Annotated in this window: 16 protein-coding genes; 8 read left to right on the plus strand and 8 right to left on the minus strand. The window is 43.9% G+C overall.

Going from position 1 to position 14,769, the window contains the following annotated elements; genetic code table 11:
- Window positions 1-19: 19 nt before the first annotated feature.
- On the minus strand, window positions 20-1,117 hold the full coding sequence (locus MKY98_RS22385; protein ID WP_208332598.1) for an FAD-dependent monooxygenase: 1,098 nt from the start codon (window positions 1,115-1,117) through the stop codon (window positions 20-22).
- Window positions 1,118-1,383: 266 nt separating this feature from the next.
- Here MKY98_RS22385 and MKY98_RS22390 point away from each other — a divergent pair, with 266 nt between their 5' ends.
- Window positions 1,384-1,719, plus strand: a complete 336-nt coding sequence (locus MKY98_RS22390) for a winged helix-turn-helix transcriptional regulator (RefSeq protein WP_013312049.1) — start codon at window positions 1,384-1,386, stop codon at window positions 1,717-1,719.
- Between the two features lie 148 nt (window positions 1,720-1,867).
- On the opposite strand, the gene MKY98_RS22395 is transcribed toward MKY98_RS22390, so the two are convergent.
- Window positions 1,868-2,260 carry a winged helix-turn-helix transcriptional regulator gene (locus tag MKY98_RS22395; protein WP_013312050.1) on the minus strand — a complete coding sequence of 131 codons (393 nt, stop codon included), beginning with the start codon at window positions 2,258-2,260 and terminating at the stop codon, window positions 1,868-1,870.
- Between the two features lie 148 nt (window positions 2,261-2,408).
- On the opposite strand from MKY98_RS22395, the gene MKY98_RS22400 reads away from it, so the two are divergent.
- A complete protein-coding gene (locus MKY98_RS22400; protein ID WP_069011589.1) occupies window positions 2,409-2,927 on the plus strand; it encodes a DJ-1/PfpI family protein in 519 nt (172 codons plus the stop codon).
- A gap of 193 nt (window positions 2,928-3,120) precedes the next feature.
- Complete coding sequence (locus tag MKY98_RS22405; protein WP_029519333.1) at window positions 3,121-3,822, plus strand: YoaK family protein; 702 nt, start codon at window positions 3,121-3,123, stop codon at window positions 3,820-3,822.
- A 12-nt stretch (window positions 3,823-3,834) separates the two neighbouring features.
- Here MKY98_RS22405 and MKY98_RS22410 read toward each other — a convergent pair whose 3' ends face one another.
- Window positions 3,835-5,010 carry an alanyl-tRNA editing protein gene (locus tag MKY98_RS22410; protein ID WP_069011590.1) on the minus strand — a complete coding sequence of 392 codons (1,176 nt, stop codon included), beginning with the start codon at window positions 5,008-5,010 and terminating at the stop codon, window positions 3,835-3,837.
- A 238-nt stretch (window positions 5,011-5,248) separates the two neighbouring features.
- Between MKY98_RS22410 and MKY98_RS22415 the strand changes: the two genes are divergently transcribed.
- The 3 genes from MKY98_RS22415 to MKY98_RS22425 all read left to right on the plus strand — a co-directional run bounded on the left by MKY98_RS22415 (window position 5,249) and on the right by MKY98_RS22425 (window position 8,470).
- The gene (locus MKY98_RS22415; RefSeq protein ID WP_069011591.1) at window positions 5,249-5,782 is read left to right on the plus strand and encodes a MarR family winged helix-turn-helix transcriptional regulator; all 534 of its coding nucleotides are present in this window, start codon (window positions 5,249-5,251) and stop codon (window positions 5,780-5,782) included.
- Between the two features lie 134 nt (window positions 5,783-5,916).
- The gene (locus MKY98_RS22420) at window positions 5,917-7,236 is read left to right on the plus strand and encodes an HlyD family secretion protein (RefSeq protein ID WP_069011592.1); all 1,320 of its coding nucleotides are present in this window, start codon (window positions 5,917-5,919) and stop codon (window positions 7,234-7,236) included.
- Window positions 7,220-8,470 carry an ABC transporter permease gene (locus MKY98_RS22425; RefSeq protein ID WP_069011593.1) on the plus strand — a complete coding sequence of 417 codons (1,251 nt, stop codon included), beginning with the start codon at window positions 7,220-7,222 and terminating at the stop codon, window positions 8,468-8,470. Before MKY98_RS22420 ends, MKY98_RS22425 begins: the two co-directional genes overlap by 17 nt.
- 122 nt (window positions 8,471-8,592) lie before the next feature.
- Here the strand turns inward: MKY98_RS22425 and MKY98_RS22430 are convergent, their stop codons facing one another.
- Entirely contained in the window at window positions 8,593-9,153 is a 561-nt protein-coding gene (locus tag MKY98_RS22430; protein ID WP_029519338.1) for an NAD(P)H oxidoreductase, read from the minus strand.
- A gap of 162 nt (window positions 9,154-9,315) precedes the next feature.
- Between MKY98_RS22430 and MKY98_RS22435 the strand changes: the two genes are divergently transcribed.
- Window positions 9,316-9,711 carry a winged helix-turn-helix transcriptional regulator gene (locus MKY98_RS22435; protein ID WP_013373192.1) on the plus strand — a complete coding sequence of 132 codons (396 nt, stop codon included), beginning with the start codon at window positions 9,316-9,318 and terminating at the stop codon, window positions 9,709-9,711.
- Between the two features lie 45 nt (window positions 9,712-9,756).
- Here MKY98_RS22435 and arsC read toward each other — a convergent pair whose 3' ends face one another.
- From arsC to MKY98_RS22455, 4 genes are all read right to left on the minus strand, one after another.
- Complete coding sequence (arsC, locus tag MKY98_RS22440; RefSeq protein WP_029519339.1) at window positions 9,757-10,176, minus strand: arsenate reductase (thioredoxin); 420 nt, start codon at window positions 10,174-10,176, stop codon at window positions 9,757-9,759.
- Window positions 10,177-10,201: 25 nt separating this feature from the next.
- Window positions 10,202-11,491, minus strand: coding sequence for an arsenic transporter (locus MKY98_RS22445; protein ID WP_069011594.1), 1,290 nt, complete (start codon window positions 11,489-11,491; stop codon window positions 10,202-10,204).
- Between the two features lie 86 nt (window positions 11,492-11,577).
- Window positions 11,578-11,928 (minus strand): ArsR/SmtB family transcription factor, encoded by a 351-nt coding sequence (locus MKY98_RS22450; RefSeq protein ID WP_069011595.1) that lies wholly within the window; start codon window positions 11,926-11,928, stop codon window positions 11,578-11,580.
- 80 nt (window positions 11,929-12,008) lie between these two features.
- Entirely contained in the window at window positions 12,009-13,601 is a 1,593-nt protein-coding gene (locus tag MKY98_RS22455) for an alkaline phosphatase family protein (RefSeq protein WP_081317583.1), read from the minus strand.
- Window positions 13,602-13,783: 182 nt separating this feature from the next.
- Between MKY98_RS22455 and MKY98_RS22460 the strand changes: the two genes are divergently transcribed.
- Window positions 13,784-14,557 carry an alpha/beta fold hydrolase gene (locus tag MKY98_RS22460; RefSeq protein WP_069011596.1) on the plus strand — a complete coding sequence of 258 codons (774 nt, stop codon included), beginning with the start codon at window positions 13,784-13,786 and terminating at the stop codon, window positions 14,555-14,557.
- The last annotated feature ends 212 nt before the right edge of the window (window positions 14,558-14,769 follow it).

A 14,769-nucleotide genomic window follows, 5' to 3' on the forward strand; every position in this document is an offset into this window, starting at 1 on the left:
TTATTGTTAGGGTCATAAATCATTGAACTCTGTGTAAGAAATGTTCATGAAACGTGGATTCCATCGTCAGTTGCCGTTCCTGAAGCTCGGTGACAGCCTGCCGTCGTCCGTCTTCGAACGCCTTTAGGTCTCCGGCGGTATAGCTCTTCTGTCGTAAACGAAGAAGCTCACTGGCTAGCACATCGGCATCCTTCAAAGCTGCGTTCAAGCCAAAAGCTCCGGTAGGTGTCATGGTATGCGCCGCATCTCCAATAAGGACCAGTCCGTTCTGCGTCCAGGTGTCACTACGACTGCTGAAAATATCCAACGGTACGAAGTCCTTCCATGAACGAATATGATCATGCACACTATGCTTCAAATCTGGAAAAGCCTCTGTAAACCGTTGTATAAATGGTTCAAAGGATTGCTTAAACAGGGTTAGAAAGCTACCCTCCTCCACATTCCAGCCAATTTGAATATAGCCCTCAGCCTGCGAGAATAAAGCCAATTGTCCTCCGTTGACCCATGCCAGACGAGTGACGGGCTCCCACCCAGCAGGTGCCGTAATTTTCGCCCATAGCAGATCATAGCCGTGTCGAATGTTCGTCACAGGCATCTGCGCCAGCTTGCGCACAGTCGAATAGCGACCATCTGCCCCTACAATCAACGAACTGTGAATCGTGATCTCATGACCGTTCTTATCGCGGGCGGTCAAGCCCGTGTACCCCTGCTCGCTGTTACCTTCCAACGCAGTCACAGTTGTACCCGCCAGGTAACGGAAGGACTCGTAGGTTGACGCCTGTTTGAGCAAAGCCTCCAAAAATCGAGGCTGTGGAATATGAACCCCCACATTACCATCAACTGATACTGGCTTGACCGTCTTCACTTGCCGCTGATGCCCCCAATATTCGATCCTTGTGGAGGCGAGAACATAGTTCTCATGAATTTTTTCGAGCAGCTTATGCCTTTGGATCACTTCCTGACCCTCATCATTCAAGATTTCACCGCGAAAGGCCTTTCCCGCTATGCTCTGCCGCTCAATCAATATCGTGGATACACCCTGCGCCGCCAGTAGACAGGACAACAAAGTCCCTGCGGGTCCCCCTCCAACTACGCACACTTCACATTCCAGCTTCATCCGACTTCCCCCTACACCCAAACCATAACCTCAACGATTAGTTCGTACCTGTTCATTTAATTACATCATTAATAATATCAAAAATAACATCAAATTAAGTTTAAATTTTAAGTATTCATATCTTAAGCTCCGTCTCAAAGCTAACAAGTTACTTTATGTAACAAAGTATATTTATATCATATCATTTCGTCAAGTAATAAATTTATGTAAAGTAAAATCATTTACTTTTAACAGTGAATCGTTAATAATAAGCATGAGGTGATCACATGAACATTCCGCAGATGTGTCCACGGTTTGAAAAGGCTATGGAACTACTGAGTAAGCGTTGGACGGTATTGATCGTATTTCAACTAACGAATGGTCCGCAACGTTTCGTCGCTATTGAGAATTCAATTCCTAATTTAAGTGGAAAGGTCCTTTCGGACCGTTTGAAAGAGCTGGAGGAAGAAGGAATCATACAACGTATGGTTTATCCTGAGAAGCCCGTACGGATTGAATACTCTCTTACGGATAAAGGACGCGATTTAGCTCCTTTGTTTGACCATATCGGTACTTGGGCTACACGCTGGATTGAGGTTCTACCAGCACTTGAACAGCAATGATTCTTATTGAAGCAGCTTCACGTCTACCGCTATTGTTCCTAGACTAATATGATAAAAACACAGACTGCTAACATGCCAAAGAACGCCTTTGCTCTAAGTACAATTGTACTCATAGTGCAAGGCGTTCTATTTTTCATATGAAGGAACTTTAAACGTTTCCCTCACCGCTGCGTTGCATTTCCTCACGTATGGATTGCACCCGTTTTTTCCCCCAGTCATACATCATCTCCACAATGGGTAAAATCGTCATCCCCAGCTCGGTCATCGAATACTCCACCTTTGGAGGTACCTCGGGATACACTTCCCGGTGCACAATACCGTCCTCCATCAACTCCCGCAACTGATTGGTCAGCACTTTATGCGACAGCTTCGGAAACAGCCTTTGCAGGTCACTGAAACGATGCGCTCCTTCCACACCCAGATGCCATAAAATGACGACCTTCCATTTTCCGCTTAACACTGACAAGGTTAGTTCCTTTTCGCAGTTATAGTCTCCGTTAACGATCTTCTCCCGTATTTCTTCTCTTAGCGTATCAGACATATATAATTAACTCCTTCTAAATCATCATGGTCTTGCACTCTAATAGTAACCTGCAGGTAACCTCCGTACTTGAAAGTGCATTCTTCACAGCCTGACGAAGCCATCCTACAATAGTAGATAACGTTACACATTCAAGGAGGAATAAAGTATGAGTAAAAAAGCTCTTTTTATTATACCCCCAGAGCGCTTTAATGAGGATGAATTGTTTAAACCGAAGGAAGCGCTGGAGCAAGCAGGCGTTACCGTGACCCTAGCTAGTACAAAAACAGGCGAAATCACGGGTGACTACAACGGTAAAGCGACAGCTGATCTTGTTTTTACAAACGCTGTGCTGGCTGATTATGATGTAGTATCTGTGATCGGCGGATCAGGTACGAATGACCATCTGTGGAATAACGCGGATCTCCAAACTCTGCTAAAACAAACTCATGAGCAAAAGACTTTATTGGCTGGCATCTGCGCAGGCTCTGTAGCCGTGGCTCAAACCGGACTACTCTCTGGTAGAACGGCTACATGCTATCCAGTGGATATACAAAAGGATCAGCTTCAAGTGCATCAAGCCGAATATCTCGCTCAGCATGTCGTTGCGCATAGCGACATTATTACAGCCGATGGCCCAGATGGTGCACAGGAATTCGGCGCAGCCCTCGTTCAAGCTCTGCAATAAGCACATTCTCGAAGTTCCAGATGACACTTTAAACAGCACTCCAACAAGCCGCATCACGTCCTTTCTATTGTATGGGACCTGATGTGGCTTTTTTGTGTCATTTTCATGCTTAAGTGATTAATTTAATTGTATGGTCCTGGATTTTCGTGTTAGCTTTAAACAATCGACGTTTAGCATAGGAGGCTTATATGCCGTGTTTATGAAAGGCAAAATACATTTACATCAGGTAACGTCCGAATCGTTGCGACTGGGCGCCTTACTATCATTAGTAGGGGGCTTTTTGGACACATATACCTTTGTTGGAAGAGGCGGTGTTTTCGCCAACGCACAGACAGGCAATATCGTGCTGCTGGCTGTCAAAGTCATTCAGGGGCACTGGATTCAGGCGTTATCCTATATCCCGCCCCTGATCGCCTTTTCACTGGGGGTTTTTGTTGCTGAAGGGATTAAACGAAAATCAACCCACCGTTTAACTCCGGACTGGACCCGCGCAATTCTTTTACTGGAAATTGCGATTTTTTTCATCGTGGGATTGATTCCGCAAGGAGTTCCCAATACGGTAGTGGTGGTGATCGTCTCGTTCGTCGCTTCCGTGCAAATGACTTCCTTCCGCAAGCTCATTGATGTGCCGTACACCTCCACGGTCAGCACCGGTAACCTCCGATCAGCTATCGAGGCTGTGTATGTCGCCGTAACGACCAAGGACACGAACGCTGCCATTCGAGCGATGCGTTATGGTGTCATCCTGGCAGCCTTCTTGGTAGGAGCCTTGCTGGGGGGATTTCTAACTTTGACAATTGGGGATAAAGCCGTTTGGGGCGCTGTTGTTGCACTTATTTTTTCTTTTATTTTATTTACAGAAAAGGAAAAGTGGAAGCTTCCCCTACGCCACTAATCCTCCATTACATCAGCCCTGAACGAACTGGCGCTGGGCCGTTTCAAAGAAATTCAAAAGGTCTTCACGGGACGGGAATGCAGCCTGAGCTGATTGGTTGCTACCGCCCCCCTTACCGTGAAATGCCCCCAGATTCTCTTTCAAAAATGCTCCGCAGCTAACAGACTGGGTGCCGTTATGTGCCAGAAGGATTTTGTTTTCTGCTGTTGTGGCAAATAGAACAAGCAAATCATGCTCAGCTGTCAGCTTGGTAGCCAATTGCTGCATGTCCTGCAGGGATTTTTGTTCGAATACATGAGCAAGAACATGCCCCCGCACAGCAGATAGCAACTCTTTCGCCTGGTACGAAGCATTTTCCTCTTGTAGGAGCTCCACTTGCGCCTTAAGCTGTTTATGCTCCTGCTCCCACTTTTCGAATCGGGTCAAAATATCTTTTCGCCCGGTATTGAACTTCATAGATAACACGTCCAATATCTGAACACTATCGTTAAAATCCTGGAGTGCGCGAGCGCCACATTTGAAATGGATTCTTGCCATCCCCTTCTGCTTCTCCCATTTTAAGCATTTAATGATTCCAATTTCCCCGGTCTGAGCTACATGTGTGCCACCGCAAGCATTATATTCAATGCCCTCGATCTCGACAATCCGAATATTTTCTGTCACTTTGGGCGTTTTCACAAGCGGAATGTCCTTCAATTGCTCACGGGTTACAAAATAACTTTTTATGCTGCGATTACTATAGATTTGCTGATTTACTTCCTGCTCGATTGCCGATAGCTGCGCAGGCGTTATATCCGAACAGTTCACATCAATCGTGTCATATTCTTGTCCCAGATGAAAGCTTTCCGTACGGGCACCCAACAACTCTAGACAAACCGCTGACAGCAAGTGCTGCCCGCTATGCTGCTGCATATGATCAAATCTGCGTTCCCAATCCAATCGGCAGGCTACTTTCCGATCCTCCGGCAAACGCTCTACCTGATGCCAAATATCCCCTTCTTCGAGAACAACATCTAATACACGGACGCCCTGAATTGTTCCTGTATCACAAGGCTGGCCTCCACCATGCGGATAAAAGGCCGTTTCCTCCAGCGTAACCAAATATTTTCCGTCTCTTTCCATGCTCTGTGTAATATGAGTGTCCCACTCCGTAAGATTTGGAGCAGTGTAGTATAATTTTGTCGTCATTCCAGGTTCCTCACTTTTGGGTTTTTGGTCTCGTGCGATATCCACTTATTATCAAGCACTTCATTGTAAATATCAATGTAGGGAAAAGCTTGAACCATGGCACGAACAACCTCCATATGGTGAACAATCGCATGACGATTAACAAAGTTTAGCTTGAAATTCATTTTTGAATAGATTAAGATTAGTCGGCTAACTAATTTATTGATTGGAACATACTGTAAGAAGAAAGGAGAACCTTATGGATTTTGATTTACGGGACTTGCCCACTCGTGAGGCGCTACAAGAATTTTCTATGCGTATCCCCGAGATTGATGTAAGAGCAACAGAAGCTATGCTATTTTTTATGCGGGTATCTTCCAGCGTCTTTAAAGTCAGCTTTGAGGGCTTTGAGAAGTTCGGTATATCTCATGGGAAATTTTCAATATTAATTCTTCTGTACCGCAACATCCATACAGGATTGCTGGCTACAGAGCTTGCGGAGAAAGTAGGGGTTAGCAAGCCTACTGTTACCGGTCTGCTTGACCGCCTGGAACGCGATGGGCTTATTATTCGATCTGTTCATCCTTCCGACCGCCGTATGAGCATTGTTAAACTGACCGAACAAGGAACAGAAATGATGGAAAGACTGCTGCCTATACATTTTACAAGCACTTCCACACTGATGAGCCACCTGTCCACCGATGAAAAGGAATTGCTCCTGACGTTACTGCAAAAAATAGAAAGTGGCATCCCTCAAGCAAAAGAGATATATAAAGCAACAAAACCAGAATAAGTTTTAATTTTGCGTTTTAGTTAGCCGACTAACTTTTAAATTATTAAATAAAAGAATAAATAAAATGTACATATCAGGATATTTATTCGAGTCTATGTTTAACTCATTTTATGAATCTAAGGAGCGTATTACCCATGAATCGCACACAAGTCACCAGCCTCATCATCCCTCTCATTTCTATCGCCTGTCTGATCGGCGGGGGTTTCCTACTCCAGACCAACGGACAAGATCAAGTCAATGCTTCGCGATCCGTTAAAGGCACAACACTAAATGCGGATAGCATTCATGTATCTTTTGAACAAGTAGGAGGCAAAATCCTGAACATCCCGGTAACAGAAGAAACGAAGGTGAAAAAAGGAACTGTCCTTATGACTTTGGATTCCACAGATGTGGATCTGCAAATTGAGCAGCTGCGGACACAAATTGCCCAGTTCAATACGCAAATCAGCCAACAACAACAATCCATCAATTTAGGCTATACACGGGCAGCAACTCAGGAAAAACAGGCACAGCTAGATATCGCGCAAGCTCAAGTGACTGAGAGTAAAAGTCAGGCAGCATTGCAGCGGGCACAAGCGGCTGAGCGTCAAGCCACTGCTGCGGAACAACAGGTCAATAACGGGGTTCGGGATGAAGATGTTCAGCAGCAACGAATTGCTGTAGCCTCAGCAACCAAAAACGTTCAGACTGCGCAGACCAACTATAAGCGTAATAAAGCACTCTATGATGCAGGAAGTGCATCCAAAGCAGCGTTGGATGATGCCGAATCCTCTTTGACTTTAGCGACAAATCAGTTGAGTCAGCAAAAAGAGGCTCTACAAAAGCTACTTCATGGTGCCACTTCTGAAGAACGTATGCAGGCCAGTGAACAGACGACACAAGCAGCCGTTTCGGTAAAACAAGCCGAGGAAGAAATTCGCGGTGCCCAATTGTCCGTCGATCGTTCCAAGACCCAGCTGGAAACTATTCAGCAGAGTCGTCAACAGTTGGCAGATCAGAAGCTGGCTATTGACCTTTTAAAGCAACAAAAAGACACACAGGAAGTTCAGCTTAAAACGTTGCTGCTCAAAAAAGAACGCCTGGTGTTAAAAGCACCACAGGATGGCAAGGTGACTTCGATTAGTACCAAAGTCGGCGAAAATGTGGCGCAAGGTGCTCCTGTGATTACCCTGGAAACCAACGATTTATATTACGATCTCTATGTGAATGAAGAACAAGCGGGGAAATTCAAGGCCAATCAAGAAATTAAAACTCATATCTCTGGTCTCAATAAGGACTTGAAAGGTACGGTACGCTATGTAACTGCTGCACCACAATTCGCTAATGTGAAGATGTCCCGTGAAAAAGGAGAAGCAGATACCGCTACATTCCAGGTACGTGTATATGTAACAAGAGAAGCAGCTTTGCTACCAGGCATGACAGTTGAGGTGAATACAAATGAAATCTCTTCGTGATGAATGGTCGTATCTGGTTCACTCCAAGTATCCGATTATAGCTATTATCTTCCCATTGATTGCCGTACTGGGGTATTCACTGTTGCTCCCAAGCAGCCAAATTAACGACGCTAACGTGGTAGTGGTGGATCAAGATAACACAGCTTACAGCCGTGAGTTCATTCAGAAAATAGATGCTTCCCCGTATATGAACGTAGCTGAGATTGTTTCGTATACGGACAACCCTGAACAGTATTTTTATCATGAGCAATATTTGGCTGTTATTTCATTGCCGCATGGTTTAGAGGACAATCACAATCGTTCCCTCTCCAGCCGCGTGGGTCTCATTCTCGATAATACCAATGTACAATCTATTACTTCGATTCGTACAGCTATGCAGGAAATTAGCGTTTCCGAGAATATGGAACTGTCTGTTCCAGCTATGTTGAAAACCGGGATGAACGCAGAACAGGCTCAAGGGGCCCTCAATGGTATCGCCTTGGAAGTGCGTTCCATGTTTAATCCAACGAATGACTATCAGAATACGACGATACTTGCATTCACTTGTATGTTCTCTTTTATGATACTGAATATAAATAGCTTACCTCTGGTCGCCAGACTCCGGGTTTCCAAGAGGCTGGCTGCTGAGCTGCAAAATCCGTTCAACATCCTGCTGCGTATGCTTCCTTATACGCTGTTTTCGACGGCTGGCTTAATCTTCTCTCTAGGGATGCTTAAAGTGTTTGGGGGAGGCCGTTTCGAGGCCAATCCAATTCTCTTTATAATTCCAGTTGTCCTGTATGTATTCGGTACCGTTTGTATCAATGTCCTGGTTGCATGGGGCGCTGCACATCCGGGAATAGCCATTGGCAGAATGGTGATGATACTCATGCCTGCTTTTGTTCTATCAGGGGCTGTTCTTTCCAGATCACTGTTTCCACCTTTAGCGATTCAAATCGGTGATTTCTTCCCCTTTGTATGGATGTATAAATTCCTGCGCACTATGGGTCTGCGTGGTGCACCTTTGCAGGAGATGCTTCCCGAACTCGGTTCTCTGTTACTATATGTGGGTGTACTCTCCTTGCTGGTGATCGCCAGAGCCCTATGGGAGAAACAGAAGCTGGCCAAGCAGACTGCGGGCACTGCTTCTGAAAAGGGATTACCACATCCCGTTGTTCCAGCAAGCACAACTGGCGGCGGGTTATCTATGCAAGGGGCACCATCAGCACCTATGCACGAGCCTATAAAAGGATAGAGTCTCGTCTACAAAATAAAAAAGGGTTAAGTGCCGTCTAACGATCCTTAACCCTTTTTCAATAATCAGGATTTTGTAAAATCCTCAATAATATTAAATTATCATTGTTATCAGAATAAAATTCACTTATATGCCCGACCTAATTGATAAGCGTGCTCCAGTAAACCTTCAATGTATTCTTTCGATTCGGATAAAGTATCATAGAAGAACTCCACCTTGGACTCTCTTACTCTTGCGTAACCAGCAATGGCTTTATTCAAATAATTAGTAACCAAATCGTGATATTCATACTTGATCAGATGTTCTTTCGTCCCCCCCGCCAAGCACATCCACAGAACCTGCTTTGACGTGAACTCCTGAAGTAAACCTATGTTCCACACTTTATCCAGGTACCCTTTTAGCATGGACGGGACACTATACCACCATAATGGAAACACAAAGACCAGAGCATCCGCAGCCACTATTCTATCCATCTCTTTCCGTGTTTCAGGAGCATATTGTTTATGGGTCGTATTCCAATCCAACTCATCTGCAGCGCTGTACACCGGATTGTATCCATCCCGATCCAAGTCCAAAATATCTACCTCGTGCTTATTCTCTTTCAATCCCTCTACAAAACGATTCATGACCGCAAGGGTTAGTGAATCTTCTCTAGGATGCGTGACGACCAATAAAACTTTCATGTATCCGTAACCTTCTTTCTCCTCATAATTGGTGAACCCTGTCTACAGATGCTATTATGGATGTTATACATTAAAGTGTGAAGTACGCACTTCAATGTACTGTAGGTACTTTAAGGTTCCTTAGTGCTTTTTGTACTACAGATCGGAGAGGGGGAAAAGTCTATGGAAGACAAAGCCAAAACCTATATGCTCGGGATCGAGGCAACTTTGGAGGTCATCAGTGGAAAGTGGAAAGGCATTATCCTACACCATTTAACCAGCGGCAGAAAACGTACATACGAACTTCGTCAACTCATTCCGAAAATCACCCAGAAAGTGCTCACCCAACAGCTTAGAGAGCTTGAAAAGGATGGAATCATCCACCGCATCATTTATAACCAAGTTCCCCCCAAAGTGGAATATGAGCTTAGTGAATATGGATGGGATTTTAAAGATTTGCTTGATCGTTTTTGCTTATGGGGAGAAGATCATTTGGATAGGATCTATGGAGATAAAACAAAGGTGTTGGAAGAGTATTCTGTGAAGGAGAAAAACGCCAAACAAGCACCACCCCTTTAAGGAGGTGTGCTTGCTGTAATACTATACCTAAGCTGTGTACCTTGTTTATTCACCAGTCTCCGAAAATTTCCGAATACGAGCCCCTACTTCATCCCGTACACGCTGGAATACGCTCCATTTCTCTTCTTCTGTTCCTTGTGCTTTAGCCGGATCATCAAATCCCCAATGTTCACGACGAACGTGCGGAGGTGTGATAGGACATTTATCAGCAGCATCTCCGCACAAGGTCACAACCAAATCCGCGCTGTTCAGCAAAGCAGGATCTATAATATCTGAAGTTTGACCGGAAATATCCAACCCTACTTCATTCATCGCTTGCACCGCTTTAGGGTTAAGGCCGTGTGCTTCAATACCCGCACTGTATACATTCCAACGGTCTCCCAAGTATTTTTTGGCCCAGCCTTCTGCCATTTGACTGCGGCAAGAGTTACCAGTGCATAAAAAGTAAATTGTCTTTTTTTCCATCATTACCGTCTCCTTCAATGTTCCATTATGAAATGATTAACCATAGATATAAGCCCAGTAGGGTCATAAAAAGTGTAGGAATGGTTAAGACAATGCCTGTCTTAAAATAAGTCCCCCAAGAAATTTTTACGTTTTTCGAACGGAGCACATGCAGCCACAACAACGTGGCTAATGAACCGATCGGAGTTATTTTCGGTCCCAGATCAGAACCAATGACGTTAGCATAAATCAACGCCTCTTTGACCATACCGGTTGCATGGGTAGCATCAATGGCAAGCGCATTAATCATGACCGTAGGCATGTTATTCATGACCGACGAGATAATCGCCGCAATAAAACCCATGCCCATGGTGGCCACAAACATACCTTGATCGGCAGCCGCTTGAATCACATGAGCCAGCAGATCCGTCAAACCGGCATTACGTAGACCATACACCACAACATACATTCCGATGGAGAAAAATACGATAGCCCATGGAGCACCCTTGATGACTTCTTTCATCGGCACTACAGGGCTTCTACGCGCCATCAATAAGAAAAAGATAGCAATAATACCAGCCACCACCGAAACGGGAATGTTAAAAAATTCGCATGCAAAGTAGCCAACGAACAAAATCGCGAGAACGATCCAAGACATACGGAACATTTTTGGATCTTTAATCGCTTCCGCAGGCGTGATTAATTGTGCCGTATCAAACGTTTTCGGAATTCTTTTACGGAAAAAAAGATACAGTACTCCTATACTGGCTGCTAAAGAAAATAAATTAGGTACAATCATGCGACTCGCATATTCCATAAAGGTGATCCCAAAGAAATCGGCTGACACAATGTTGACCAAGTTGCTGACCACAAGCGGAAGCGACGTCGTGTCTGAAATAAAACCGCTCGCTATAATAAAAGGAAAAATCATTTTCTCATCCAATTTAAGTGCCCGAACCATCGCCAGTACAATCGGTGTCAGTATTAAGGCCGCACCGTCATTCGCAAAAAAAGCAGCAACAACGGCGCCAAGAATGGTCACATAAACAAACATCCGGGTTCCGCTTCCTCGCGCAGCTCGTGCCATGTGAAGCGCCGCCCATTCGAAGAAGCCGATTTTATCAAGCACCAACGAAATCAGAATAATGGCTACAAAAGCCAGTGTCGCATTCCAGACAATATGAGTAACTTCCCAAACATCATGCAAATCGACGACACCCACCAGCAAGGCGAGTATGGCACCGCCACAGGCAGACCATCCGATGGACAGATTTTTAGGCTGCCAGATCACCAATACTAAAGTGGCTAAAAATATAATGCATGCCAACAAAATCAATGTTCTAAACCTCCAATATATTACCTTATAAACATATACTTATATAATAGCACCGTTATCCCTCAAGGAGATACACGGAACTCTCTTTAGGATGAACAAGCTGAGGAATCCGGTTCACAAAATGTGATCGGCTCCTCTTTATTCAGCCATTTTAAAATTTGCTTGGAGTCTGGCATACGCTCAAGAATAGCTTGAATATGCGGCTTGTCGTCTACGTTTAAGGAATAGTATACCCACTGACTTCGTCTCTCTTCTTTTACAATTCCTTGCGACTTTAATTTTCTCAAATGTTGGCTAATTGCTGGCTGCGTCATATCAAAGATATCTACAAATTCACAAACACACCACTCTCTTTCTCTTAGCAGGGAAAGCATAGCCAGTCGAGTTTTATCGCCCAATAGCTTTAAATGATCGGCTACGTAGCCAAGTTGATCCAATGTGTGACCCCCTTCCACTCATATAACCATATGCTTATATACTAATGGAGCTCGGGTTTAATATCAATAACGAATAATACTTATTCGTTTACCAATTGCAGAATCCAGTCTTTTAGATCAACGATTCGCAGTGTTTTAGGCCGTGTATTCGTTCCGGAAATAATTAATGGGACAAGGGAATCCTTTTCATGCAGCGATCCATGAGCACCTCCACCGATGTGGGTGGGAGAACTTTCACCGACGAGTTCATATCCGGGTTGGACCGTGACGACAACATATCTTCCTTCATGTGAATTCATTGCCCCGTGTAACCTCGCCAAAACGTCTGGATATTTTCCATACTTGATCCGGTTGTTATTCACCTTAATATCCACAAGGTCCTCTTCGCCCGACAAGGTCCACGATTGTCCATATTCATCAATGAATTTTCCACCGGGATGATAAGAAAATAGCTTACCCGTTTTCCCCTTTGTAACATGAATATTGTTTTTACCATCTTTCATAGCGATAATGTCGAGCTTGTCCTCATTTTGTAAAAACTTCACCACGTCAGACAACTCCACGTTATCGTTAATCGCATAGATATACGCCATTCGTTCATTAGCGGCAATCACGATTTGGTCTTCAGTTCTTACGGGTTGATTTAATTTTGCAATGCGGTAATGATTCAAAAGAGGCCTTATATCAACCGTTGCTGCCTGTCGATCATCATAAACCGCACTTTGTCCACTGTCACCCATGACAATCCATATCGCATTGTTTACAGCCTGTTCCCAAGAACCATATGCGTTCAACACAGTTTGCAGTGCTTGATCTGCTTTTTCGATTCCCTTCAGTTGAGTCGGGCCCTTTCTATGCGCCAAATTATCATTCTCAGGAAAGTATGTGATGGTTACGTCTGGAAGTTTCTTCTGGCTGATTAGAAAAGCGGCATCTTTTGCGGAAAATTCATCGTTCATCCCAAATTTTTTCCACAAAGGAGTATTCCAGTTATTTTTCGGATTCAATTGTGCCAGAGCTGCATAAGATAACCATTTAGGCCCTGTTACTATCATTTTTTCTGGCACCCTGTTGCTATTCGCTATGAAGTCAGGCACTTTTAAGGCATGTTTCGTTTTCCCTCTAAAGACAATAGCATTGATGGACGCGGATTCTTTTCCTTTGTCAGCCAATTCCTCATGTATGGTTTTCGTTTTTTTGTTCAAATGGACTTGGTTTAATTGGTAAATTGCGTCTAAGAATACTTGTAGTTGGTCTATCTTTAAGGCTTCTTTGGCACCATTGCCGTAGAGAATCATGCGTTTCTTTTGGTTGCTGTACCAAACGAGTCCGGGCACATGATGTTGGTCTGCATACGTTCCCGTTAATAATGTGCTGTCGATTGTCACAGACATCGTGGGAAATGAACTCACGACATGCGGAAAATATTGCCCTTGATTTAGGAGATATTGCATTGCGGGTGCACGGCCTTCTTGAATTGCATCTTGCAAAGGCTTATCCATTAAAGAATCAATCAAGATCACAATGACAGGTTTTTTGCCCATTTGATTTACTGTGATAGGTGGCTTCACACTTTGTTGTTTTAGCTGTTGACTGGAGTCCGCTCTACACCCCAAGACCAACAACAATAAACCTAGCACTAGTGCTATGGTAACTTTATTTTTCATGCCCATGTATGTGTCCCTTTCTTAGAAAAACTTGATCCTCTTATTTTTTTCTTGTACTAAAAAAATTATTCCTGCATTGGATCATCGGGAAAAAGAGTATCTCATGCAAATAAAGTTATACCTCCCTGAATGGTTTTGATCTAATAGGTCAAATTTAAGAACATAACCATTCAGGGAGGTACCTAACGATGACTACTACAAACATAAGCGAATACTCCATGCATTATATGGATTCCGGAGAGGGAATCGCCATCCTATTCATTCACCCTCCGGTACTCACTAGCTTAAATTTCACATACCAAATCCAAGGGCTATCGCCCCATTTTCGAACCATAGCTTTTGACATCAGAGGACACGGTAAAAGTCAGCCTTCCGAACAAACGGTTACTTATCCTCTCATCGCCCAGGATATTAAACATTTGATGGACCGGTTGAGCCTGGATAAAGTGTTTTTATGTGGATATTCTACCGGAGGTTCGATAGTACTTGAATTTCTCTTGACTTATCCGGATCGGGCATGGGGAGGCATTGTTATTAGTGGAATGTCGGAAGTCAACGAATGGCGGCTAAAAAACAAAATTTCTTTGGGCATTGCTCTTTCCAAGATCGGCGCAGTCGGTACGATTGCGCTCTCTAATGCTTGGTCACAAACGAAACAGCTATCTTTGTTCCGTAAGTTATTCAACGATGCGAAACAGGGAAATCCTAGGAATGTCGAACAATATTACCGTTACAGCTTGAAGTACAATTGTACCTCACGGCTCGGAGAAATCCACCTTCCTGTCCTGCTCGTTTATGGTGAAGAGGATAAGCACTTTCATCCCTATGCCAAAATATTGCATCAACAATTACCGAAGAGTGAGCTTGTTTTCATTGAAAAAGTCGATCACCGCCTTCCTACGAAGGCCGCCGGATCATTGAATGAACTGATTAAGCAGTTCGTAGATCGCTTCAGTCTTTAAGGCAAATTCTACAGGAGAATTCCGCATACACATCTACACCCCACTCCTGATACTGTATCTTTGCCTGTATATGACCTTGCATATGACCTGCTCAAATAAGTGAAAAATAATATATAATATTTTACACTATGTAAATATACAAATTATGCTAAAGTCATATGTAGTTTAGATGGGATAGGTATGTATTATTCTGCTTCTAAATCTGAAGGGGT

This window comes from Paenibacillus sp. FSL M8-0228 (assembly GCF_038007385.1).
GTDB classification, from domain to species: Bacteria; Bacillota; Bacilli; order Paenibacillales; family Paenibacillaceae; genus Paenibacillus; species Paenibacillus polymyxa_D.

What these genes read in the sequence shown, in the direction of transcription:
- MKY98_RS22385 (WP_208332598.1), bottom strand. Translation starts at nt 1,117, where the DNA reads ATGAAGCTGGAATGTGAAGTGTGCGTAGTTGGAGGGGGACCCGCAGGG.
- MKY98_RS22390 (WP_013312049.1), top strand. Translation starts at nt 1,384, where the DNA reads ATGAACATTCCGCAGATGTGTCCACGGTTTGAAAAGGCTATGGAACTA.
- MKY98_RS22395 (WP_013312050.1), bottom strand. Translation starts at nt 2,260, where the DNA reads ATGTCTGATACGCTAAGAGAAGAAATACGGGAGAAGATCGTTAACGGA.
- MKY98_RS22400 (WP_069011589.1), top strand. Translation starts at nt 2,409, where the DNA reads ATGAGTAAAAAAGCTCTTTTTATTATACCCCCAGAGCGCTTTAATGAG.
- MKY98_RS22410 (WP_069011590.1), bottom strand. Translation starts at nt 5,010, where the DNA reads ATGACGACAAAATTATACTACACTGCTCCAAATCTTACGGAGTGGGAC.
- MKY98_RS22415 (WP_069011591.1), top strand. Translation starts at nt 5,249, where the DNA reads ATGGATTTTGATTTACGGGACTTGCCCACTCGTGAGGCGCTACAAGAA.
- MKY98_RS22420 (WP_069011592.1), top strand. Translation starts at nt 5,917, where the DNA reads ATGAATCGCACACAAGTCACCAGCCTCATCATCCCTCTCATTTCTATC.
- MKY98_RS22425 (WP_069011593.1), top strand. Translation starts at nt 7,220, where the DNA reads ATGAAATCTCTTCGTGATGAATGGTCGTATCTGGTTCACTCCAAGTAT.
- MKY98_RS22430 (WP_029519338.1), bottom strand. Translation starts at nt 9,153, where the DNA reads ATGAAAGTTTTATTGGTCGTCACGCATCCTAGAGAAGATTCACTAACC.
- MKY98_RS22435 (WP_013373192.1), top strand. Translation starts at nt 9,316, where the DNA reads ATGGAAGACAAAGCCAAAACCTATATGCTCGGGATCGAGGCAACTTTG.
- arsC (WP_029519339.1), bottom strand. Translation starts at nt 10,176, where the DNA reads ATGGAAAAAAAGACAATTTACTTTTTATGCACTGGTAACTCTTGCCGC.
- MKY98_RS22455 (WP_081317583.1), bottom strand. Translation starts at nt 13,601, where the DNA reads ATGGGCATGAAAAATAAAGTTACCATAGCACTAGTGCTAGGTTTATTG.
- MKY98_RS22460 (WP_069011596.1), top strand. Translation starts at nt 13,784, where the DNA reads ATGACTACTACAAACATAAGCGAATACTCCATGCATTATATGGATTCC.